This window comes from Aeromicrobium endophyticum (assembly GCF_003586285.1).
GTDB classification, from domain to species: Bacteria; Actinomycetota; Actinomycetes; order Propionibacteriales; family Nocardioidaceae; genus Aeromicrobium; species Aeromicrobium endophyticum.
Window position 1 is genome coordinate 30214 of sequence record NZ_QUBR01000003.1, and the last position, 22351, is coordinate 52564.

A 22351-nucleotide genomic window follows, 5' to 3' on the forward strand; every position below is an offset into this window, starting at 1 on the left:
ACCCAGGAGACCCGTGAGCGACATCTTCGGAACACCCCGACCCCGAGAGCCGCGTCCCCCGTCGGGGCGTCGCCAGAAGGTCCTGGTCCCGACCCTGATCACCCTGGCCGTCCTGCTGTTCCTCGGCTCGATCTTCACGAGCGTGTGGACCGACCGTCTGTGGTTCAAGTCCGTCGGCTACGGCGAGGTGTTCCGCAGCGTCCTGTTCACGCGGATCTCGATGTTCGTGGCGATGGGCCTGATCTTCGGCCTGTTCGTGATGGTCAACCTCTACCTGGCCTACCGCACGCGTCCGCAGTCGGTGCCGGCCCGCCGCGACGACCCGGCCTACCGCTACCGGCTCGCGCTGACGCCCATCCTCAAGCCCATCGGCATCGGCGTGTTCGTGATCCTGACGGCCTTCAGCGGCTCGGTCGGCGCGAGCCACTGGGACACCTTCAAGATGTGGCGCAACGGCACGTCGTTCGGCACCAAGGACCCCCAGTTCGGCAAGGACGTCGGCTTCTACGTCTTCGACTACCCGTGGTGGCGCTTCGTCACGTCGTTCTCGTTCGCGATGATCATCGTGACGGTGCTCGCGGTCGTGTTCGTCAACTACGTGTACGGCGGCATCCGCATCGCGGGCCGCGGCCCCAAGCTCACGCGCGCCACGCAGATCCAGCTCTCGGTGCTCGTGGGGCTCGGCATCCTGACGCGCGCCGTCTCGTACTACCTCGACCGGTTCGGCCTGCTGGTCTCCAACGGCGGCGTGGTCGACGGTGCCGCGTTCACCGACGTCAACGCCCGCATCCCCGCCAAGAACATCCTGATCTGGGTGGCGATCGTGTGCGCGGTGCTGTTCTTCGCCTCGGTCGCGATCCGCTCGTGGGCGCTGCCGGCGATCGGCCTCGGGCTGCTGGCGGTCACCTCGATCCTGCTCGGGGCGGTGTGGCCCGCGATCATGCAGGGCTTCCAGGTCAAGCCGTCCGAGCCCGACAAGGAGGGGCCGTACATCGCCAGGAACATCGAGGCGACGCGGCAGGCCTACGACGTGGCCGACACCGAGGTCGAGTCGTACTCGGCCAAGACCGAGCTCACCGACTCCGAGCTGGCCGCCAGCGCCGAGTCGCGCGTCAGCACCCGTCTGCTCGACCCCACGTTGATCTCGGACGCCTTCGAGCAGCTGCAGCAGGTGCGCGGCTACTACTCCGTGCCGACGACGCTCGACGTCGACCGCTACAAGCTGCCGGGCGACGACACGCCGCAGGACACCATCATCGCGGCGCGCGAGCTCGACCTGAGCGGTCTGCAGAGCTCGCAGCGCAACTGGGCGAACGACCACACGGTCTACACGCACGGCTACGGCATCATCGCGGCGCGGGGCAACCAGCGCGGTGAGAACGGCGAGCCCGTGTTCACCGCGAAGGACATCCCGCAGGCCGGTGAGATCACCACCAAGGTGCCGCCGCGCATCTACTTCGGCGAGAAGTCTCCCTCGTACTCGATCGTCGGGCGGCCCAAGGGCGCCGAGCCGATCGAGGTCGACATCCCGCGCAGCGGTGCGGCGGGCGAGGGTGGTGGCAAGGCGAGCGTCACCCAGAACACGTACGACGGCAAGGGCGGCGTCCCGATCGGCGGCTTGTTCAACAAGATGCTCTACGCCTTCAAGTTCGCCGAGCCCAACATCGTGCTGTCGAGCCGGGTCAACTCCGACTCCAAGATCCTGTACGACCGCGAGCCTCGCGACCGCGTCAAGAAGGTCGCACCCTGGCTGACGGTCGACGGCGACTCGTACCCCGCCGTCGTCGACGGACGCGTGGTCTGGATCGTCGACGGCTACACGACCAGCAACTCGTACCCCTACTCGCAGCACCGCTCGCTGCGCGAGGCCACGGCCGACACGCTGACCAACGGCGAGTCGCAGGCGGCGCTGCCGACCGACCAGGTCAACTACATGCGCAACTCCGTCAAGGCCGTCGTCGACGCGTACGACGGCTCGGTCAAGCTCTACGAGTGGGACACCAAGGACCCGGTGCTCAAGACCTGGAAGAAGGTCTTCCCGGGGATCGTCGAGCCCAAGGCGTCGATCGACCAGGGCCTGCTCGAGCACCTGCGCTACCCGGTCGACCTGTTCAAGGTGCAGCGCGACGTGCTGCAGCGCTACCACGTCACCGACGCGCAGGCGTTCTACAACGACGACCAGCGCTGGAAGGTCCCCGAGGACCCGACGGCGCCCAGCAGCTCGACGGCCCTGCAGCCGCCGTACTACCTGTCGACCGCGACGCCCGGCGAGGAGAGCCCGAAGTTCAGCCTCACGAGCGTCTACCTGCCCAACAAGCGGCAGAACCTCGCGGCGTTCGTCTCGGTCAACTCCGAGGCGACCGACACCGAGGACTACGGCAAGATGCAGATCCTGCAGCTGTCGAGCGGCAGCCAGGTCGACGGCCCCAGCCAGATCGCCAACCAGCTGCAGACCGACAACGGCGTCACCCAGGCGCTGCTGCCGTTCAAGCAGGCCGGCACCGACATCCAGTACGGCAACCTGCTGACCCTGCCGGTCGGCGGAGGACTGCTGTACGTCCAGCCGGTCTACATCAAGCGTCAGGCCGCTGAGGGAACCTATCCGCAGCTGCAGTACGTGCTGGCCTCGTTCGGCGACAACGTGGGCTTCGGCAACACGCTCGACGAGGCGCTACGGGTCGCCCTGGGGCTCGACGAGGGCACCCCTGACGCGAATCCCGACACGGGCACCGGTGGTGGCACAGGTACCGGCACCCCGCCGGCGACCGAGACGCCGACCGGCGACCAGACCGCGTCGCAGCTTCTCGACCAGGCGAACGAGTACTACGAGCAGGCGCAAAAGGCGCTCAAGGACGGTGACCTGGCGCTCTACCAGCAGCGCATGGACCAGGTCGGCCAGGCGGTCACCGACGCCAAGAAGGCCGTCGACGAGGCAGCCAAGAAGTAGCGGCGTCCCCGCAGGCGGGGCCTAGGAGCCGGGCAGCTCAGATCAAGTAGTGGAACATCGGGCTGCCCGGCTCGACCCGCTCGACGCCGAGCGGGCTGTCGTCCAGACGTCCGAGCAGCCCGGCCAGGTCTTCTGCCCGGGCGAGCTCGATGCCGATCAGCGCCGGACCGTTCTCGCGGTTGTTGCGCTTGACGTAGTCGAACAGCGTGATGTCGTCGTCGGGGCCGAGGATCTCGTCGAGGAACCGGCGCAGCGCGCCGGGCTCCTGCGGGAAGCTGACGAGGAAGTAGTGCTTGAGCCCGCGGTGGATCAGCGAGCGCTCGAGGATCTCGCCGTAGCGGCTGATGTCGTTGTTGCCTCCCGACACGACGCACACGACGGTCGAGCCCGGCTCGACGTCGATCAGGCCGTCGAGGGCGGCGGTCGCGAGCGCGCCCGCGGGCTCGGCGATGATGCCGTCCGACTGGTAGAGGAGCAGCATCTCGGTGCAGAGGTGTCCCTCGTCGACGGTGACCATCGTCGCGCCGGCGTCGCGCACCAGCGGGAACGTGTGCCGGCCGACGGTGCCGACCGCGGCACCGTCCACGAACGGGTCGACGCTCTCGATCGCCACCGGGGCACCGGCGGCGAGGGCCGCGGTCATGGAAGCTGCGCCCTGCGGCTCGACGCCGACGATGCGGGTGCTGGGGTGACGCTCGTCCATCCACGTCGACATGCCGGCGATGAGACCGCCGCCGCCCACCGGCAGCACCACCAGGTCGGGGGCCGAGCCGAGCTGGTCGACGATCTCGCTGGCGACGGTGCCCTGCCCGTCGATCGTCCGCGGGTCGTCGAAGGCCGGGACGAGGGCGGCGCCCGTGGCCACGGAGTCGTCGTGAGCGGCTCTGAACGCGTCCTCGTAGGAGTCGCCGACGACGACCACCTCGACGCCGCTGCCGCCGAGGGTGACGATGCGCTCACGCTTCTGGCGCGGGGTGGTGCCGGGCACGAAGATGCGTCCGTGCACCCCGAGGCGACGGCACGCGAGGGCGACGCCTTGGGCGTGGTTGCCGGCGCTCGCGCACACGACGCCGCGGGCGCGGGTGTCGTCGTCGAGCTGCACGATGAGGTTGTAGGCCCCGCGGATCTTGTACGACCGCACGGGCTGGAGGTCTTCGCGCTTGAGCCACACCTGCGCCCCGGTGGCCCGCGACAGCCGGGCGTTGAGCTCGAGCGGTGTGCGGCTGACCACCTCGGCGACGCGGACGGCGGCCTGGTCGATCGAGGCGGCGGTGACGGGGGAGAGGGGTGTCGGACTCACGTCGTCCAACGCTAGACCTGCTGCGATCCCGGCCGTCTGGCGGTGTCCGGCGCCGACTCGTCGACCCGATTTGGTGCCACGGACGTCGGCCTGTAATGTTGTCTTCAGCGACGCGGGGTGGAGCAGCTCGGTAGCTCGCTGGGCTCATAACCCAGAGGTCACAGGTTCAAATCCTGTCCCCGCTACCACCACGAAGGCCCTCACAGTCTCAACTGTGAGGGCCTTCGTCATGTGCGCAAGCATTCTCGGCATCGTCATCTGGCAGTTCGACCTCTTGAGACGTGGCTGGGGGCCTCAGGAGTGCCTCGCTCTCGCGATGCCTGGCCCCACCAAGGCCCCTGGGTGGCTCTGTCAGGGTGTGGTTGGCATCACACCGACGTCCTACCTTCGTGATCTGGGTCTCAAGTGACCGTACGTGGTCGGACGGAGGAGTTGACATGGGCAGAGTGGACGGCAAGGTTGCGCTGATCACTGGAGCGGCGCGCGGTCAGGGTCGGGCACACGCCAAGAGGCTGGCGGAGGAGGGTGCCGACGTCATCCTGCTCGACCTCTGCCGAGCGGTCACTGGGGTCCGCTACCCGGCTGCCACCGAGGACGACTTCGCCGAGACGATCGACCTCGTCAAGAGTCTCGGCCGCCAGGTCGTCTCGCACGTGGGCGACGTGCGCAGCAATGAGGATGTGGACAAGGTCGTCGCGGACGGGCTACAGACGTTGGGACACATCGACGTCGTGGTGGCCAATGCGGGCGTGACGTTGCTCGCGCCCGGGTGGGAGATCACGGAGGCGGACTGGCAGACGCAGATCGACATCAACCTGACCGGCAGCTGGCGCGTGGCCAATGCCGTCATCCCGTCGATGATCGAGGCCGGCAGGGGTGGTTCGATCATGTTCACGACGTCTGGCGTGGTCGCCGGAGGAGTCGGCAACATGGCGCACTACTCGGCCACCAAGCACGGACTCATCGGCATCACCAAGGAGCTCGCGCTCGAGCTGGCGCCCTACGGGATCCGGGTCAACACCCTGCAGCCGACGGCTGTCAACACGCACATGATGGACAACGAAGTCATGTGGAACCTGTTCACGCCGGGACAGGACGATGCCACTCCGGAGGCTCGACGACAGGGAATGCTCGACATCCTCGTCCGGACGCACCCGCAGGCCGTGCCGTGGATCGAGCCCGAGGACATGGCGAACGGGGCGCTCTGGCTGGCCTCTGACGAGTCCCGGCGGGTCACCGGCACGGCTCTCATCATCGACGCCGGGCTCTCGGGCCACTAGGACTCTCCACCACGAGGGCGATCAAGCCCGAACGATGCACGGCAATCAGCGAAGGACCAGTGACATGAGTAGCAACACCAACGATGGAGCAGCACAGAACGACGCCCGAGCCGTCTGGTTCGTGGCGCCCCGAGAGGTCGAGCTCCGAAGCGAGCCGATCGGCGCGCCGGGTCCGGAGGACATCAACGTCCGCGCGATCACATCCCTGGTGAGTGCCGGCACCGAGATGAGCGTCTACCACGGGACGGCAGGCTCGAAGGACGCCGTCGACCTGCCTACGACCGGGGGAAGCTTCCCCTTCCCGCTCAAGTTCGCGTACCAGATCGTCGGCGAGGTTGAGGAGGCCGGCGACCGGTCGGGGTTCTCTGTCGGCGATCGTGTGTTCGCCTATCATCCGCACCAGGAGCTCTTCACCATCGGCGGCACCTCGGGATTCGTCTTCCCGGTGCACGGGGAGGCGAGCGCCGAGCAGGCTGCCTTCACCAACCTGTACAGCGTCGCGTACAACGCGCTCCTGGACACGCCGGTCCGCATCGGCGACGTGGTCGTCGTCTCGGGCCTCGGCGTGATCGGCACGTTCTTGGCGCACCTGTGTCGAGCCGACGCTGGGACGCTCATCCTCGTCGACCCGATGCCCAGTCGTCGGGAGCGGGCCGCGTGGATCGGTGCCGATGCCGTCGTCTCGCCGGACGAGGCCGCTGCCGTCATCGAAGAGCTCTCCGCTGGGCGAGGCAATGATCTGTGGTTCGAGGCCAGCGGGGCGCCTGCTGCCCTGCAGTCGGCCGTCGACAACACAGGTCAGGAAGGGACTATCACCGTTGTGTCGTTCTACGGCAACAAGCCGGTGACCCTGCAGCTCGGGCTGCAGTTCCACTTCCGTCGTCAGCGGATCGTGAGCAGCCAGATCAGCTCGATCGGATCGGGGCTCCAGCCGCGGTGGGACTGGGTGCGCCGCTACGACGTCGCCCAGAACAGGCTCGCGAGCTTCGACGTCGACAAGTTGGTCACGCATCGGGTGTCGATCGACGACGCGTCGGACGCCTACCGGCTGATCGACCAGCATGCCGACGAGACGCTGGCGGTGCTGCTCGACTATCCACGCATCCCTTCCTCTGCACGATCGACCCAAGGAGCATGACCATGTCCTCCCACTCCCCGCTCTACTCCGTCTGCCCGCTGACCATGCCCGACACGACGTTCGAGGCGGACCTCGAGCTGGTGCGTGCGTCGGGCGCGTCCGGCATCGGCATCGCGGAGGGCAAGCTGCGCGACGGCGAGGACCGGGCGCAGCTGGCCGCGTTGAAGGCTTCCGGCTTGAGGGTCGCCGGAGGGATCCCGGCCAATCTCGCACCGCTCCCGCTGCGGCCTCCGGTCATGTACCCGGGGCCCGACGACCCGGCTGTCCGCATCGGCCTGCTGCGCGAGTCCGTCGAGCGACTGGCGGCCTTCGGCCCCGACTGCATCGTCGTCACGACCGGCTCGTCGGAGGGCTACTCGAAGGACGAGGCCTGGAGCATCGCGGCCGACGGCATCCGCGACGTCGCGCGGGTCGCCGCCGACCTAGGGACCAGGCTTGCTGTGGAGGTCGTCCGCGGCGACCTGGGGTTCGATGCCTCCTTCGTCCGGACCTTGACCGAGGCGTCGGAGTTCATCGAGCTGGTGGGCGAGCCCTCCGTCGGTCTGTGCTACGACGTCTACCACGTCTGGGACTCTCCCGATCTCCTGCAGCAGACCGAGCAGCTCGCCGCCCAGACCTTCCTCGTCCAGGTCAGCGACTGGCCCGACCCGCCGCGCTCGCTCGCGGACCGCCGCATCCCGGGCGAAGGCATCATCGATCTGCCGGCGATCTTCGGCGCGCTCCAGCGTGGCGGCTACGACGGCTGGTACGAGCTCGAGATCTTCTCCGACGACGGCCGCTGGGGCGACGACTTCCCGGACTCGCTGTGGAAGCTGCCGCCGGCAGAGCTCCTGGACCGCAGCCAGCAGGCCTTCGACCTGCTGTGGGCGAAGCGAGCCCAGTGAGGTTCCGATCCTGATCGCGGTGCTCCACCGGGTGCATACTGACTCGATGGAGCGGTCCGACGTCGCCAAGGAGCTAGGACACTTCCTGCGCACCCGCCGCGAGCGCCTCGGTCCCGAGGGTGACGGCGGCAGCCGGCGTACCCAGGGCCTGCGTCGTGAGGAGGTCGCCGAGAACGCCGCGGTCAGCCGCGAGTACTACACGAAGCTCGAGCAGGGGCGCGCCCTCAACCCGTCACCGGAGGTGCTCGAGGCGGTGGCTGCGGCGCTGCTGCTGACGACCGACGAGGTCATGTACGTGCAGGACCTCGCGTCGCTGATGCGGGGTGGGGGCGTGTCGGACCGGGCAGAGGCGGACGACGCACCTGACCAGGTGGGTTTTCGCCTGCTCGACGCCATCAGGGACCGTCCCGCCTGGGTGGTCGACCACCGGTTGGACATCACGTCGTGGAACGACATGGCGTGTGAGCTGCTGGTCGACTTCGGGTCGCTGCCGCCGCAGCAACGCAACCTGTCGTGGTTGGTGTTCACGCATCCTGTGGTGCGATCGCGGTGCGTGGAGTGGGGTGACGTCGCACGTCAGAACGTCGCGCTCCTCCGGGGCGGTGCCGGACGTCATCCGAACGACCCGCGCATCGCTCAGCTGGTGGGCGAGCTGACCGAGCGAAGCAGCTCCTTCGCTCGGTTGTGGGCCTCGCACGACGTGCTGGGCAGGAACTTCGGATCCCGCGCCTTCGAGCACCCTCGCGCCGGCCGATTCGAGGTGGCCTACGACGCCCTGCGCCTCCCCGGGCCTTCGGATCGTCATCTGACGGTGTACTCCGCTCGCGACGCAGTCGGGGAGCAGGCGCTGCGGGTGATGAGGTCGATCTGCGACGCGTCCGAGATGGCCGCTTCGCACCGTTGAGCTTCACCTGACGTCCGCGCCGTGGGTGGTCCTGTCAGGGTGTGGCTCACGTCTCACGGAGCGCCTTACGGTGGCGCTTGGTCCAGGTCGAATCCTCGACGGACGTTCACCATCGATCCGAAGTTGGTCCCCGCTCCGTCCGGCCACTGCGTTCTCGCAGGCCGGCGCTCCACGGCGACTCGCGGCCTTCTCGGCGCACTCACGAAGGACATCCCCATGGTTTCAACCGTAGGTTCAGCTCGTCGCGGCGACGAGAACGTCGTCCAGGCGGACGGGATGCAGATCGAGTACGACGTGCCCATCCCGATGTCCGACGGGACGATCCTGCGAGCCAATGTGTTCCGGCCGATCGGCGACGGCGAGTTCCCCGTGCTGATGAGCTACGGGCCCTACGGCAAGGACCTGCCGTTCCAGGACGCCTACCCCAGGCAGTTCGACGCGATGGTCAAGGCACACCCGGAGATCGCAGTGGGGACGACCGGCAAGCACCAGGTCTGGGAGCTGGCTGACCCGGAGCGCTGGGTGCCGCTCGGCTACGCCCTGGTCCGCGTGGACGCGCGGGGATCGGGTCGCTCACCCGGCTTCATCGACAGCTTCGCGTCGCAGGAGACCCGTGACTTCTACGAGTGCATCGAGTGGGGCGGGACGCAACCGTGGTCGAACGGCAAGGTCGGTCTGAGCGGCATCTCGTACTACGCCATCAACCAGTGGGCCGTCGCCGCTCTGCAGCCGCCTCACCTTGCTGCGATCTGCCCCTGGGAGGGCATGGTCGACTGGTATCGCGACGCCAACTACCACGGAGGAATCCCCAGCTCGTTCTTCCCGCGGCTGTACGGCGTCCAGATCGAGACCGTGCAGCACGGCCTGGGGACCCGGGGGCAGAAGAACGAGCGCCTGGGCGTGCTCGTCTCGGGTGATGTCGACCTCGGCGAGGACGAGCTCGGCGCACGTCGAGCCGACGTCGCCCAGGAGCTGCGCCAGCATCCCTTCATCGACTCGTACTGGCGGGACCGGAGCGCCGATCTCTCCAAGGTCCACGTGCCCGTGCTGTCGGCGGGCAACTGGGGCGGGCAGGCGCTGCACCTGCGCGGCAACATCGCCGGCTTCGTCGAGTCGGCCTCGGAGCAGAAGTGGTTGGAGGTCCACGGGGAGGCTCACTGGACCCTCTACTACTCGGACTACGGGGTCGACCTGCAGCGCCGGTTCTTCGACTACTTCCTCAAGGACGAGGGGGACTGGTCGCACGAGCAGCCACCGGTCTCGCTGAACATCCGCCACCCCGACGAGACGTTCGAGCTCCGGGCAGAGCAGGAGTGGCCCATCGCCCGGACCGACTGGACCACCTACTACCTCGACGCGGCAGACAACGCGCTGTCTCTCGACCCGCGTCCTCAGCCGTCCGAGATCACGTACGAGCCCTTCGGTCCCGGCGTGACCCTGCTGACGCCCGCCTTCGAGGAGGCCACGGAGATCACCGGGCCCGTAGCTGCGAAGCTCTTCGTCTCGTCGGAGAGCGAGGACACCGACCTCTTTCTGGTGCTGCACCTCATCGACCCGGATGGCGCCGAGGTGCTCTTCGAGGGCGCGACCGAGCCGAGGCATCCTCTCTCGCAGGGGTGGCTCCGTGCTTCTCACCGGGCACTGGACTCTGCGAGGAGTCTGCCCTACCAACCGGTGCATCCGCACGACGCGGCGGTTCCGCTCGTGCCCGGTGAGACGTACGAGCTCGACGTGGAGATCTGGCCCACCTGCATCGTCGTCCCGCCTGGGTGCAGGATCGCCCTCAGCGTCCTCGGTCGGGACTTCGACCACGGACGGGAAGGCCTCCCGACGGCCTATGGTGTCGAGATGCGAGGGTCGGGCGTCAACGTCCACGACGACCCGGTGGCGCGGTCGGCAGACGTCTACAACCGCCCGGTGACGCTGAGGTCGGGCGGGGCCCACCCTTCGTATCTGCTTCTCCCGGTGGTTCCGCCTGCCTGACGGGCGCGCACCCGCGCTGCTCCGTGATCTCGCGCCATCGTCGGCAACTGTCGACGGTGGCGCGACGTCGTTGGATCCTCGGACGAAACGTGGGTGGCTCTCGCAGGGTGTGGTTGAGATCACATCGGCGCTCTAACGTCCCTGTGACGAGTCAACAGGAGTTGATCCTCGCGCCAGGGCCGTCTCGGGGTGCCCCCACGATCTAGGAGCAAGAATGAGTCACTTCCCAGGCAAGCCGCGCCTCGTGAGCCGAGCGGCCGTCGCAGGCGCCCTCGTCGTCCTGAGCCTGACGGGATGTGCCGCGACCTCGGACGGCGGGGGAGCCGCTGCGAAGGGCGACGCCGACAGCAAGGTCAACGTGGCCGTGCTCAACTGCACGGCTGCCCCGTACTGCGTGGCGGGCAACGACGCCCTGACCGGTGAGACGGCCACGCTCGGCGTCAAGGCCAAGATGTACGACGCCGTGTTCGACCCCGCGAAGACGGTCTCCTCGTGCAAAGACGCGATCGCGTCCCGCAAGTACAACGTCATGGTGATCAACTCGGCCATCCCCTCGGCGAGCGTCGCCTGCGCGACGGCGGCGAAGGCCGCCGGCGTCCCGGTCATCGGGATGTTCGGTCCGATCGGCACGGACACTGCCCATGCCGAGCCGACCACGCCCGGCGTGCTGTCGCAGGTCCTCGTCCCCCTCGACACGCAGGTGGACACCCTGATCGACGACATCGTCGTCCCGGCTTGCGCGAACAAGAATCCGTGCGAGATCGGCTGGCTCAGAACCACCAAGAGCCTCCCGCAGGGCGACGCGATCATCGACAAGAAGCTCAGCGCAGCACTCAAGGTGCACACCAACTTGAAGCTCGTCGGCGAGGTCTCGTCGGAGACCGAGGTCGGAGCTGCCGTCACTGCCACGAAGACCTTCCTGCAGAAGGACCCAGGCCTCGACCTCATCCTGTCCTACGCGACTCAGGGGACCTCGGGCGCGATCACCGCGTTGAAGGCCGAGGGCAAGGCGCCGGGCGAGGATGTCCTCATCGCCACGGCCGGCGGCAGCCAGGACGTCATGGCCGCCATGCGACGCGGCGAGGTCTACGGCACCATCGTCAACCTGCCTGCCACGGAGATGAAGATCGCTGTCGGACTCGCCGCGGACGTCGTGCGCGGCAAGAAGATCCCCACCTCCGTTGACCCCCTCGAGTCCGCCGGTCTTCCGCGAGCCATCACCCAGACGAACCTCAAGGACTTCCCCGACTTCGAGGGCGAGTACACCCAGTGAATGTCGACACCGTGCTCGACGCTGCGAGCGAGCGGTCCTCGGTCGCCCACCGGGGGCTGGCGCTCACCGTCGAGGGGATCGAGAAGAGGTACGGAGCGATCCACGCGCTCAAGGGCGTCTCGTTGTCCATCGAGGCCGGCGAGGTGCGTGGTCTGGTGGGTGAGAACGGCGCCGGCAAGTCGACCCTGGGCAAGATCGTGGCAGGAGTGGTCGCTCCCGACGCCGGAGAGATGTGGGTGGACGGCGATCCTCTTCGTCTTCGCAGCGCCGCGGACGCCTTGGCACACGGCATCTCGATCGTGGCCCAAGAGCTGGCGGTGGTGCCCCACCTGACCGTCGCCGAGAACGTCATGCTGGGCCGCGAACCCCGCCGCGGACTCGCTGTCGACCACAAGGAGCTGCGGTCACGGTTCCTGGAGCTGAGCGAGCAGGTCGGGTTCTCGCTCGACCCTGGGGCGCGCCTGGGCACGCTTCGCAAGAGCGAGCAGCAGAAGGCAGAGATCCTGCGGGCCGTGGCCCGGGACGCACGCCTGATCGTCATGGACGAGCCGACGGCCGCCCTGAGCTCCGACGAGGCGCGACAGCTCGTCGCGGCGACACGCCGACTGGCCGCCGAGGGTCGCACGATCGTGTTCGTGTCGCATCACCTCGACGAGGTCCTGGCGGTCTGCGACAACATCACCGTCCTGCGCGACGGGCGGTTCGTCCGGACCGGTCCGTCCGAGTCGGAGACCGCTGACTCCCTCGTCACGTCGATGCTGGGCCAGCACCTCGCGTCCGAGTACCCGGTCAAGTCCACGCCGAGTCGTACCGGGACGCCTGCGCTGAAGGTCGCCGAGCTGAGCTCGTCGACGGGGCTGCGAGACGTGAATTTCGAGATCTGGCCCGGGGAGGTGGTCGGGATCGCAGGCCTCGTGGGAAGCGGGCGCAGCGAGCTGGCACGGGCGGTCTTCGGCGCGGATGCGCACGACGGCGTCGTCCAGATCGACGGCGAGCGGACCCGCATCACGTCGGTGCGCGCGGCGATCGATGCCGGCATCGCCATGCTGCCCGAGAACCGCAAGGAGCTCGGTCTGCTGCTGGAACGGTCGGTCACCGAGAACATCAGCATCCCCCGGCTGAGCAGCCTCACCCGATTCTCCCGGGTGAGCAGGAGCGCCGAGCGGCAATCGGTCGGCGCCATGCTGGAGAAGGTCGGCGTCCGCGCATCGGCCGCGGATGCCCCGGTCGGGACGCTCTCGGGCGGCAACCAGCAGAAGGTCATGTTCGCGAAGTGGCTCATGACGTCGCCGAGGATCTTCATCGCGGACGAGCCGAGCCAGGGCGTGGATGTCGGCGCCAGGGCGCGCATCTATGAGCTCATCGCCGAGATGGCCCAGCAAGGCATGGCCGTGCTGATCATCTCCTCGGAGCTCGAAGAGGTCATCGGGTTGGCACATCGTGTGCTGGTCATGAGGAAGGGACAGATCGTGAGCGAGCTCGCCGACGAGTCGGTGCAGGCAGAGACCATCTTGGGACACGCGTTCGGAACGGCGGCCGCATCATGACCGTCGACCAGGACCGCGTCGAGCTGCGCGCAGCGCATCAGAAGATCCTCCGAGACGTCTCGCCGGCCAAGGTGGCCAGGGAGTACGCCGTCCTCCTGCTGTCGGTGCTCCTGTTCCTCTACCTGTCGTTCGCGGCCGACAACTTCTTCACCGCCGTGAACCTGCGCAACGTCGCCAGCCAGTCGGCCATCCTCGGCATCATGGCCAGCGCGGCGACCCTGCTGATCGTGGCCGGCAACTTCGACCTGTCGGTGGGTGCGATCTTCGCAGCCTCTGGAATCGTCACGGTGCTGGTCGTCGAGAGCTCGTCGATGCCCGTCGGAGTGGCTGCGGGTCTGCTCACCGGAATGGTCCTGGGCCTGCTCAACGGCGTGATCGTCACCCGATTCGGCGTGAACTCGTTCATCGCGACCCTGGCCTCGAGCCTGGTCATCGGCGGCGTGATCCTGGTGATCACCGGCGGCGAGAACACCGACACGACCAACATCTCCTTCATCACCATGTCTGCTCGCCAGTTCCTGGGACTCGACCTGATGACCTGGGTGTTCATCGTCTGGGCGCTCCTGCTCGGCTACGTGCTGGCCCGATCGATCTACGGCCGCTACATGTACGCGGCGGGAGGCAGTGCCGTCGCCGCTCAGCTCTCCGGCGTCTCGGTGACCGGCATCCGGACGGCGACGTTCGTCGTGAGCGGACTCGGCGCCGCGATCGCGGGCATCCTGTCGGCATCGCAGTCCGGGAGCGTCCCGGTCACCGCAGGCTCGAACCTCGTGCTCATCAGCATCGCCGCCGTGGTCGTGGGAGGCACCAGCATCTGGGGAGGGGACGGTGCGGTGTGGAGGACGGTGGTCGGGGTCGTCTTCCTCTCCCTCATCGACAACGGCTTCAACCTGCTCGACCTGGATCCGCTGTACGGGAACATCGTCTACGGAAGCATCATCCTGGTCGCCGCGGCCATCGACGCCCAGGCTCGGCGTCGATGACGCCCGCGCTGTCGAGGCGACCTGGGTGGCTCCATCAGGGTGTGGTTGGCGGCCAACGGGAGCCGTACGTTCGGAGAGGCCAGCACGGCCACTGCGCCGCGTCGCTGCGGACAGGACCGGAAGGACTCCCACATGAGTGAGCGATCCATCGTGGACGACGGCCTCTTGACCGAGGTCGCGGACGGTGTGTGGGCGTGGACCCAGGGCGATGGGTCCTGGTGGATCAACAACGCCGGCCTGATCGCAGGCGACGACGGCGACGTCCTCGTCGACACCTGCGCCACCGAAGCACGGACCAGGCGGTTCCTGGATCACGTGACGGCGGTGCGGCCCGACGCGTCGATCCGTTTCGCGGTCAACACCCATCTCCACGGCGACCACACACACGGCAACAGCCTCCTGCCGGCCACCACCAGCATCGTCGGGCACGCGCTGATGAGGCTCGGTCTGGCCGATGACGTGATCATCGACGGGTGTCCGCCGTTCTGGAGCCCGGTCCCCGACTGGGGCCATGTGACCAAGCGGCTGCCGACCGTCACCTATCAGGACCGGCTCGTACTCCACAGTGGGACCAGAGAGGTGCACGTCCTCCATCCGGGATTCGCGGCGCACACCCCCGGCGACTCGGTGGCGTTCGTGCCGGACGCGGGCGTCCTCTTCGCAGGAGACCTGCTGTTCCACGGCGTCACGCCGCTGGTCTTCATGGGGTCTCTCGACGGTGCTCTCCGTGCGTTGGACTGGATGGCGGAGTTCGACGCTGACGTCGTGGTGCCGGGCCACGGAGGCGTCCTCCGGCGCCAAGACCTCGATGCGGTCCTGGAGACCCACCGCAGGTACTACCGGTTCATCCAGAGCACGGCCCGGGACGGCTTGGCGGCTGGACTCTCCCCGCTGGAGGCGGCCCGCCGTTCCGATCTCGGTGACCTCGCGTCGTTGCCCGACTCCGAGCGCGTCGTGCTGAACCTGCACCGCGCGTACGCGGAGACGTCCGACTGGCCGTTCGACCTCCTCGCGGCGTTCGAGGACGCAGTGCTCTACAACGGCTCTCCCCTCCCGACATCGGTCTGACCGACCCACGCGACTAGGACACGACATGCGATTCATGACATTCTCCGACGACGGCGACGAGCGGCTGGCCGTCGCCGACGGAGACACGGTCCACGCCCTCGCTGAGGGGACCACGCTCCTGGGTCTGCTGCGCCAAGGCGGAGACGCTCTGCGCCGAGCGGGTGAAGACGCGTTGGCGCAGCTCGGCGAAGGGTTGTCGCCCGACACGCTCGAGGTGCTGGCACCGATCCCGACGCCACCGACGGTTCGGGACTTCATGACCTTCGAGCAGCACGTGGAGGGCGCCATCCGGCTGGCCGATCCCGAAGCGACGGTGCCGGAGCAGTGGTACACCGCGCCGATCTTCTACTTCACCAACCCCTACGCCACCGTGGGCCCCTACGACGACGTGCCGCTGCCGCCCGAGGAGACGCTGTTCGACTTCGAGCTCGAGGTCGCCGCCGTCGTCGGCGGGTCGGGGCGGGACCTCGGCGTCGCCGAGGCCGAGGACCTCATCGCCGGCTACATGATTCTCAACGACTGGTCTGCTCGTTCGATCCAGTTCAAGGAGATGACCGTGCGCCTGGGCCCCTCGAAGGGCAAGGACTCGGCGACCTCGATGGGACCCTGGTTCGTCACGCCGGACGAGCTGGAACCCTTCAGGCACGGAACGGCCTTCGACCTGTCCATGCGTGCGTATGTGAACGGCGAGCTCATCGGCACGGACACGTGGTCGAACATGGCCTTCAGCTACGGACAGATGATCGCCTACGCGTCGCGCGGTACCGAGGTGCGCCCGGGCGACGTGTTCGGGTCCGGCACGGCCGGGGACGGATGCCTGGCCGAGGCGTGGGGCAACAAGGGGTACGACGCCCACTCGCCATTGGCTCCCGGTGACGTCGTCACGCTCGAGGTCGACGGGCTCGGGACGCAGCGATCGACGATCGTCGTCCGCTCGCAGCCGGCCCGCGGCACCGAGATCTACCGGACCGAAGCCGCCCGCCGGTGAGCGCCTTCGCCCGATGGCTGGGCATCCGCCGGGCCGGGCGCCCACACGTGTCGAACCACGAGGAGCGCGTCTCAGGAGCTCCGCGCGACACCCACGAGGCGCCTTCCTTCATCGAGGCGATGAGCGCGTGCGCACTGGCGCACGGAGTCTCGCTGCAGGAGCTCGAGCTGCCCCGCGAACGTGAACCAGGAGGTCGACCATGGAGTTCCCGCTGACCATCAAGGACTTTCTCGACCGAGCGGTGAACGTCTACCCCGAGCGCGTCGCCGTGGTCGACGAAGCCGATCAGCCCGCGCCCTCAATGGGCAGCCTGACGTACCGGGACGTCGACCGTCTCGCTCGCTCGCAGGCCGTCGCGCTCGACGACATGGGCGTGCCGGTCGGAGGGCGCGTCGCCGTGCTCTCGCAGAACTCAGCCCGGCTGCTCATCTCTTTCTTCGGCGTGTCGAGCTGGGGCCGCGTGCTCGTGCCGGTCAACTTCCGCCTCGCTCGTCCCGAGGTCGACTACATCCTGCAGCAGTCAGGTGCCGAGGTGTTGCTCGTCGATCCCGAGCTCGTCCACCTGGTGGATCCGGACCTGCCGGTCCGCACCATCGTCTTCGGCGACACCGACGACCTGCTCTGGAACCGCACGGGCGAGCCCCGGCACTGGCCGGGTGACGAGTCGGCACCGGCCACGATCAACTACACCTCGGGCACCACGTCGAAGCCCAAGGGGGTCGTCCTGACCCACCGCAACCTGTGGCTGAACGCGACCACGTTCGGCTGGCACGTCGGCTTGAACGATGATGACGTCTACCTCCACACGCTGCCGATGTTCCACGCGAACGGGTGGGGGATGCCGTACGCGACGAGTGCGATGGGAGTCGAGCAGGTCGTCCTGCGCAAGGTCGACGGCGCGGAGATCCTCCGGCGCGTCCAGCGCCACGGAGTGACGCTCCTGTGCGCCGCGCCTGCCGTGCTGACGGCCGTGCTCGAAGCAGCGCGGGACTGGGAGGGTGAGGTGCCCGGCCGGGCCAGACTGCGGGCCGTCGTGGCTGGCGCGCCACCGCCCACCAGGACGATCGAGCGCATCAGGGACGAGCTGGGCTGGGAGTTCATCCAGATCTACGGCCTGACCGAGACGTCCCCGTTGCTGACCGTAAACCGTATGCGGGCCGAGTGGCGCGACGAGCCGCGGGAGCGACAGGCGCGGCTGCTGGGCCGGCAGGGCGCCCCGGCCCTCGGGGTTCGCCTGGCCACTGACCCCTCGGGCGAAGTGCTCGCCCAAGCCAACCAGTGCATGGCCGGCTACTGGGAGATGGACCAGCAGACGGCGGATGCTCAGGTCGGAGGGTGGTTTCACACCGGTGACGGAGGAGTGCTGGAGGACGGCTACCTGACGATCGTCGATCGCAAGAAGGACGTCATCGTCTCGGGAGGCGAGAATGTCTCCTCCATCGAGGTCGAGGACGTGCTCCTGTCCCACCCGTCCGTGCGCGAGGCGGCGGTCATCGGCATCCCCGACGAGAAGTGGGGGGAGCTCGTCACGGCGCTGCTCGTGACCGACGAGCACGTCGACGAGTCGGAGCTGATGCAGCACTGCCGTGAACGACTTGCCGGCTACAAGTGCCCCAAGCGCATCGAGTTCAGAAAGAACCTGGAACGGACCGCGACGGGCAAGCTCCAGAAGTTCAAGCTGCGTCAGCCCTACTGGCGCGACCGCACCGTACAGGTGAACTAGCTCCACCGGCCCTCGCGCACCGGCACGGTGCGAGACGCGATCGACCCATGTCGATGCGCGCAGTTCTGCACGACCTCAACCACGAAGGATCGCCATGACACAGACCAGTCCGTCCAATGCCTCGGGCGAGTCGACCGACACAGACCTGCTGCGGCAGGTCGCGGAGCGGGCCAGGTGGATCTCGACTGCCATCGTCGACGCGGCCAACCGAGGACGCCCCAACGAGTCGGGTGTCAAGGTGGGTGGGCATCAGGCGTCGAGCGCGTCGATGGTGGAGATCATGGTGTCGTTGTGGTTCTCGGAGCTGACGAGCATCGACCGGGTGTCGGTCAAGCCGCACGCGTCGCCGGTTCTCCACGCCATCAACTACCTGCTGGGCGACCTGGATGAGAAGTACCTGTCGACGTTGCGGGCGAAGGGTGGTCTGCAGTCGTATCCGAGCCGTCGCAAGGATCCGGACACGGTCGACTTCTCGACCGGTTCTGTGGGTATCGGCGCGACGGCGGCGTTGTGGGCGGCGATGTCGCACCGGTACGTGAGCTCACACTTCGCGACTGCCCCTCCGGCAGGCCGGTTCGTGAGCCTGTTGGGTGACGCCGAGCTGGACGAGGGGGCGATCTGGGAGGCCGTCGCTGACCCGTCCGTCGCGCGCCTCGGCGAGCTGCTGTGGATCGTCGACCTCAATCGACAGTCACTCGACCGAGTCGTGCCTGACGTCCAGATCCATCGTCTGATGGGGATGTTCGAGGCGGCCGGATGGCAGGTGATCACCCTGAAGTGGGGTCGAGCGATCGCGGAGCTGTTCGGGCGGCCTGGGGGCGATGAGCTGCGGCGGCGTCTGGAGGACATGCCGAACGAGGAGTACCAGCGGCTGCTGCGCGTGGATTCGTCCGAGATCGCCGACCGCATCATCGGCCCGAACGGGAGTGAGCAGCTGCGAGGACTTCTGGTCTCGCTGTCGGCGGCCGAGCTGGCGCATGCGGTGCGTGATCTGGGCGGCCACGACATCGGGTTGCTGCTGGACACGTACCGGACGGTCGACTCGACCCGCCCGACGATCATCTTCGCCTACACCGTCAAGGGGCGTGGTCTGCCGACCGAGGGCCATCCGAACAACCACTCGGCGCTGCTGACGGGCGAGCAGATGCTGGAGCTGGCGCGAGTCTCGGGCGCGGACGTGGACCACCCGTGGGCCAGGTTCGCGGCCGGGTCGCCGGCGGCGAGACTGTGCGACGCGCGAGGCTCCGACATGGCGCGCGCCCCTGTCGTCACGCAGCCGACGGGACAGGTCCCGGTCCGGTTGGGGCGGTCGCACAAGGCACCGGTCTCGACGCAAGCCGCTCTGGGCCGCTTCCTCGCGGACTTCAAGCGGTCGGCACCCGAGATCGCGGCCCGCGTCGTGACGTGCAGCCCCGACGTCGCGTCATCGACGAACCTGGGCGGCTGGATCAACAAGACCGGGGTGTGGTCGGTGCAGGACCGGCTCGACTGGTTCGCCGACGACACCGAGCGGGTCCTCAAGTGGTCCGAGGTCACCAGCGGCCAGCACATCGAGCTGGGCATCGCCGAGGTCAACCTCGTGAGCCTGTTGGGCGAGCTCGGCGCCACCTGGTCACGCTGGGGCGAGCGGCTGATCCCCATCGCGACCCTCTACGACCCGTTCGTCTCTCGGGCACTCGAGCCCTGGTCGTACGGGATCTACTCGGGTGGGCAGTCGATCATCATCGGCACCCCGTCGGGGGTGACGCTGGCCCCTGAGGGTGGGGCGCACCAGTCGATCACCACTCCGTCGATCGGGTTGGAGCAGCCCGAGTGCATCGCCTGGGAACCGGTGTTCGCCCAGGACCTGGAGTGGTGCATGCTCGCCGCGATGGCCCAGGTCGGCATCCAGGGCGGCACGTCGTCGTACTTCCGGCTGTCGACCAGACCGGTCGACCAGGCGCTGGCGTCGCTGCCCGAGGACGACGTGATGCTGGAGCGACGTCGCCGGCAGGCCGTCGCCGGTGGGTACCGCATCACGACCCACGACCCAGCCGACGAGCAGGTCACCCTGGTCGGGGTCGGCGCGATCCTGCCGGAGGTCATCGCGGCTGCGGACGCGCTGGCCGACCAAGGGATCACGGCGGGAGTCGTCTGCCTGACGAGCCCTGATCTGGTGTTCCGGTCGTTCAACCAGCGCGGGTCCATCGGCCAGACCCGCGGCGACGACATCATCAGCACCCTGTTCCCCGCGTCGTGCCCGGCACCACTCGTGACCGTCCTGGACGGCCACCCGCACACGCTGTCGTTCCTCGCCGGAGCCCGCGGCGACCGCATCCGCTGCCTCGGAGTCACCGACTTCGGCCAGTCCACCGGCCTCGAGGACGCCTACCGACTCCACGGCATCGACACCGGCGCGATCGCCGACGCGGCGCTCACCCTGATCGGCCGATGACCGTGAACGTTCCTGTCGTGCTGCCCGCGCTCGGAGAAGCCATCGAGAGCGCCACCATCTCGGTGTGGCTGAAGGCCGTGGGCGATGCCATCGCCCTGGGCGAGCCACTGGTCGAGGTCTCCACCGACAAGGTGGACTCGGAGATCGAGTCCACCGCCGAGGGGGTGCTGCTCGAGATCCGCGTCGAGGAGAACGACGTTGCTGCCGTGGGCGACGTCATCGCGGTCATCGCGGTCGAAGTGCAAGAGCCGGCACCGGTCGCACCGGACGCGCCTGCCCCTCACGTCCCCGCGGCAGAGCCGCCGGCTCCTGCAGGCCCGCTGCCCGACGACGACTCGTCCGTCGGAGACGTCGCCCTGAAGGGCACGACCCAGAAGATGACACGGCTCAGGAAGACGATCGCCAGCAGGATGGTCGCGTCCCTGCAGGGCTCGGCGCAGCTCACCACGATCGTGGAGGTCGACGTCACCGAGGTGGGGAGGCTGCGACGGCAGCACAACAGCTCGCTGACGCCCGGCGAGGGCGTCAAGCTGTCGTACCTCCCGTTCATCGCGGCGGCTGCCCTTGGCGGCCTGCAGGCGTATCCGCAGGTGAACAGCACGGTGGACATCGAGTCCGGGACCATCACCTATCCCGCCGCGGAACATCTCGGGATCGCCGTGGACACGGACAAAGGGTTGTTCGTGCCCGTCATCCGAGATGCCGGTTCCATGACGGTGACGGAGCTCGCGGCACGGATCGCCGACCTCGCCGAGCGCACACGGACCAACCGCGTGGGCGTCGACGACCTGACCGGCGGGACCTTCACGATCACCAACACGGGCAGCAGGGGCGCCTTGATGGACACGCCCATCATCAATCAGCCCCAGGTCGCCATCCTGGGCGCCGGGGTCGTGACCCGCCGCCCCGTGGTCCATGGCCGGGAGGGCGTGGACGAGAGCATCGCGATCCGCAGCATGGTGTACCTCTCCCTGACGTACGACCACCGTGTCGTCGACGGCGCCGACGCCGCGCGATACCTCTCCGACGTCAAGGCGAGGCTCGAACGCGCGTCCTTCGACATCTGACGAACAGATGAGCGGCGCGCAGGCCGTGGTCGGCCTCGCTGGAAGCATCGGTGGCGCGCCGTGCGGCATCCACTGCTGCGCCGAGGTGGGCCAGTGCTGCTCGAACAGCTCCCGCACGGTCGTGATCATTCGAGCGACGTTGTCCAGTGCCGGCTGTCCGGTCGTGGCATGAAAGATGGCGTACGACAGCACGTCCTCCAGCTCCCACGTCCCGAGGTCGCGCAGCATCAGGAGCCACGCGTCGACCGCGCCCGGCACCGCGGCGGCCAGGGCGCCGGAACCTGGCACCATCGTGAGCCCCTCGTCGCGCAGGTGCTGGATCGAGGCTCCGCTGGGTGCGGGCCCTTGGCCCATCAGCACCTTGGGTGTTCCTTCGACGGGCGCGACCAGTGCGACTAGATCACCGCCCGGCCCGTTGAGGTGCGGTTCGACGACGTGCAGGACGAAGGCCGCCGAGACGGCCGCGTCAAAAGCATTGCCACCGCGCTCCAGCACCGACTGCGCCGTCGCCGTTGCCGTCCAGTGGGTTGTGGCGCTCATGCCGAATGTGCCGGTCAGCTCCGGCCGGGCGCTGAACGGGGCGTGCGACGTGACAGGCATGGGCAGCTCCCTGAGACGGTCGACCAAACCTGGTCTACGGATGAACCGTCACTGAAGCAGTCGTCCGCGCGCGACGGCGGGCGCAGTTCGCACCGTGAAATGAGAGTTGTGTGACCTCGGCGACAAGGGGCCCTCTAGGGGGCGTGACCTCAGCGTGACCTGACGCCCGTCATATCCCGTGACCTTCTGTCCGGTTCTGCCACGACCAGGATGGGCCCGCGGCAGCCTGTAA

Annotated in this window: 15 protein-coding genes, 1 tRNA gene and 1 pseudogene; 15 read left to right on the plus strand and 2 right to left on the minus strand. The window is 68.2% G+C overall.

Annotated features, from left to right (window positions below; genetic code table 11):
- Window positions 1–13 precede the first annotated feature (13 nt).
- A complete protein-coding gene (locus DX116_RS18365; RefSeq protein WP_119705758.1) occupies window positions 14–2947 on the plus strand; it encodes a UPF0182 family membrane protein in 2934 nt (977 codons plus the stop codon).
- Between the two features lie 37 nt (window positions 2948–2984).
- Here DX116_RS18365 and ilvA read toward each other — a convergent pair whose 3' ends face one another.
- Window positions 2985–4247, minus strand: coding sequence for a threonine ammonia-lyase IlvA (gene ilvA, locus DX116_RS18370; protein ID WP_119705994.1), 1263 nt, complete (start codon window positions 4245–4247; stop codon window positions 2985–2987).
- Window positions 4248–4358: 111 nt separating this feature from the next.
- Here ilvA and DX116_RS18375 point away from each other — a divergent pair.
- The 14 genes from DX116_RS18375 to DX116_RS18440 all read left to right on the plus strand — a co-directional run bounded on the left by DX116_RS18375 (window position 4359) and on the right by DX116_RS18440 (window position 21519).
- Window positions 4359–4435, plus strand: a tRNA-Met gene (locus tag DX116_RS18375).
- A 249-nt stretch (window positions 4436–4684) separates the two neighbouring features.
- Window positions 4685–5527 carry a mycofactocin-coupled SDR family oxidoreductase gene (locus DX116_RS18380; protein ID WP_119705759.1) on the plus strand — a complete coding sequence of 281 codons (843 nt, stop codon included), beginning with the start codon at window positions 4685–4687 and terminating at the stop codon, window positions 5525–5527.
- 64 nt (window positions 5528–5591) lie between these two features.
- Complete coding sequence (locus tag DX116_RS18385) at window positions 5592–6665, plus strand: zinc-dependent alcohol dehydrogenase (protein ID WP_158592038.1); 1074 nt, start codon at window positions 5592–5594, stop codon at window positions 6663–6665.
- Between the two features lie 2 nt (window positions 6666–6667).
- Complete coding sequence (locus tag DX116_RS18390) at window positions 6668–7549, plus strand: sugar phosphate isomerase/epimerase family protein (protein ID WP_158592039.1); 882 nt, start codon at window positions 6668–6670, stop codon at window positions 7547–7549.
- Window positions 7550–7595: 46 nt separating this feature from the next.
- Entirely contained in the window at window positions 7596–8453 is an 858-nt protein-coding gene (locus DX116_RS18395) for a helix-turn-helix transcriptional regulator (RefSeq protein WP_119705762.1), read from the plus strand.
- A 216-nt stretch (window positions 8454–8669) separates the two neighbouring features.
- Window positions 8670–10436 (plus strand): CocE/NonD family hydrolase, encoded by a 1767-nt coding sequence (locus tag DX116_RS18400; protein ID WP_199716163.1) that lies wholly within the window; start codon window positions 8670–8672, stop codon window positions 10434–10436.
- Between the two features lie 214 nt (window positions 10437–10650).
- Window positions 10651–11709 carry a sugar ABC transporter substrate-binding protein gene (locus tag DX116_RS18405; RefSeq protein ID WP_119705764.1) on the plus strand — a complete coding sequence of 353 codons (1059 nt, stop codon included), beginning with the start codon at window positions 10651–10653 and terminating at the stop codon, window positions 11707–11709.
- 11 nt (window positions 11710–11720) lie between these two features.
- Window positions 11721–13256: a sugar ABC transporter ATP-binding protein gene (locus DX116_RS18410; protein ID WP_199716164.1), complete on the plus strand. Its 1536-nt coding sequence runs from the start codon at window positions 11721–11723 to the stop codon at window positions 13254–13256.
- Window positions 13253–14239: an ABC transporter permease gene (locus DX116_RS18415; protein ID WP_119705765.1), complete on the plus strand. Its 987-nt coding sequence runs from the start codon at window positions 13253–13255 to the stop codon at window positions 14237–14239. Before DX116_RS18410 ends, DX116_RS18415 begins: the two co-directional genes overlap by 4 nt.
- Before the next feature lie 45 nt (window positions 14240–14284).
- Window positions 14285–15307 (plus strand): MBL fold metallo-hydrolase, encoded by a 1023-nt coding sequence (locus DX116_RS18420; RefSeq protein ID WP_199716165.1) that lies wholly within the window; start codon window positions 14285–14287, stop codon window positions 15305–15307.
- Window positions 15308–15332: 25 nt separating this feature from the next.
- Window positions 15333–16295, plus strand: coding sequence for a fumarylacetoacetate hydrolase family protein (locus DX116_RS18425; RefSeq protein WP_119705767.1), 963 nt, complete (start codon window positions 15333–15335; stop codon window positions 16293–16295).
- Between the two features lie 199 nt (window positions 16296–16494).
- Window positions 16495–18018 carry an AMP-binding protein gene (locus DX116_RS18430; RefSeq protein WP_119705768.1) on the plus strand — a complete coding sequence of 508 codons (1524 nt, stop codon included), beginning with the start codon at window positions 16495–16497 and terminating at the stop codon, window positions 18016–18018.
- A 94-nt stretch (window positions 18019–18112) separates the two neighbouring features.
- Window positions 18113–20452, plus strand: a complete 2340-nt coding sequence (locus tag DX116_RS18435; protein WP_119705769.1) for a transketolase-like TK C-terminal-containing protein — start codon at window positions 18113–18115, stop codon at window positions 20450–20452.
- Window positions 20449–21519 (plus strand): 2-oxo acid dehydrogenase subunit E2, encoded by a 1071-nt coding sequence (locus DX116_RS18440; protein WP_119705770.1) that lies wholly within the window; start codon window positions 20449–20451, stop codon window positions 21517–21519. The genes DX116_RS18435 and DX116_RS18440 overlap by 4 nt, the downstream gene beginning before the upstream one ends.
- A 63-nt stretch (window positions 21520–21582) precedes the next feature.
- On the opposite strand, the pseudogene DX116_RS18445 reads toward DX116_RS18440, so the two are convergent.
- Window positions 21583–22119, minus strand: a pseudogene (locus tag DX116_RS18445) (gamma-glutamyltransferase); the annotation flags it as partial.
- Window positions 22120–22351: the final 232 nt, after the last annotated feature.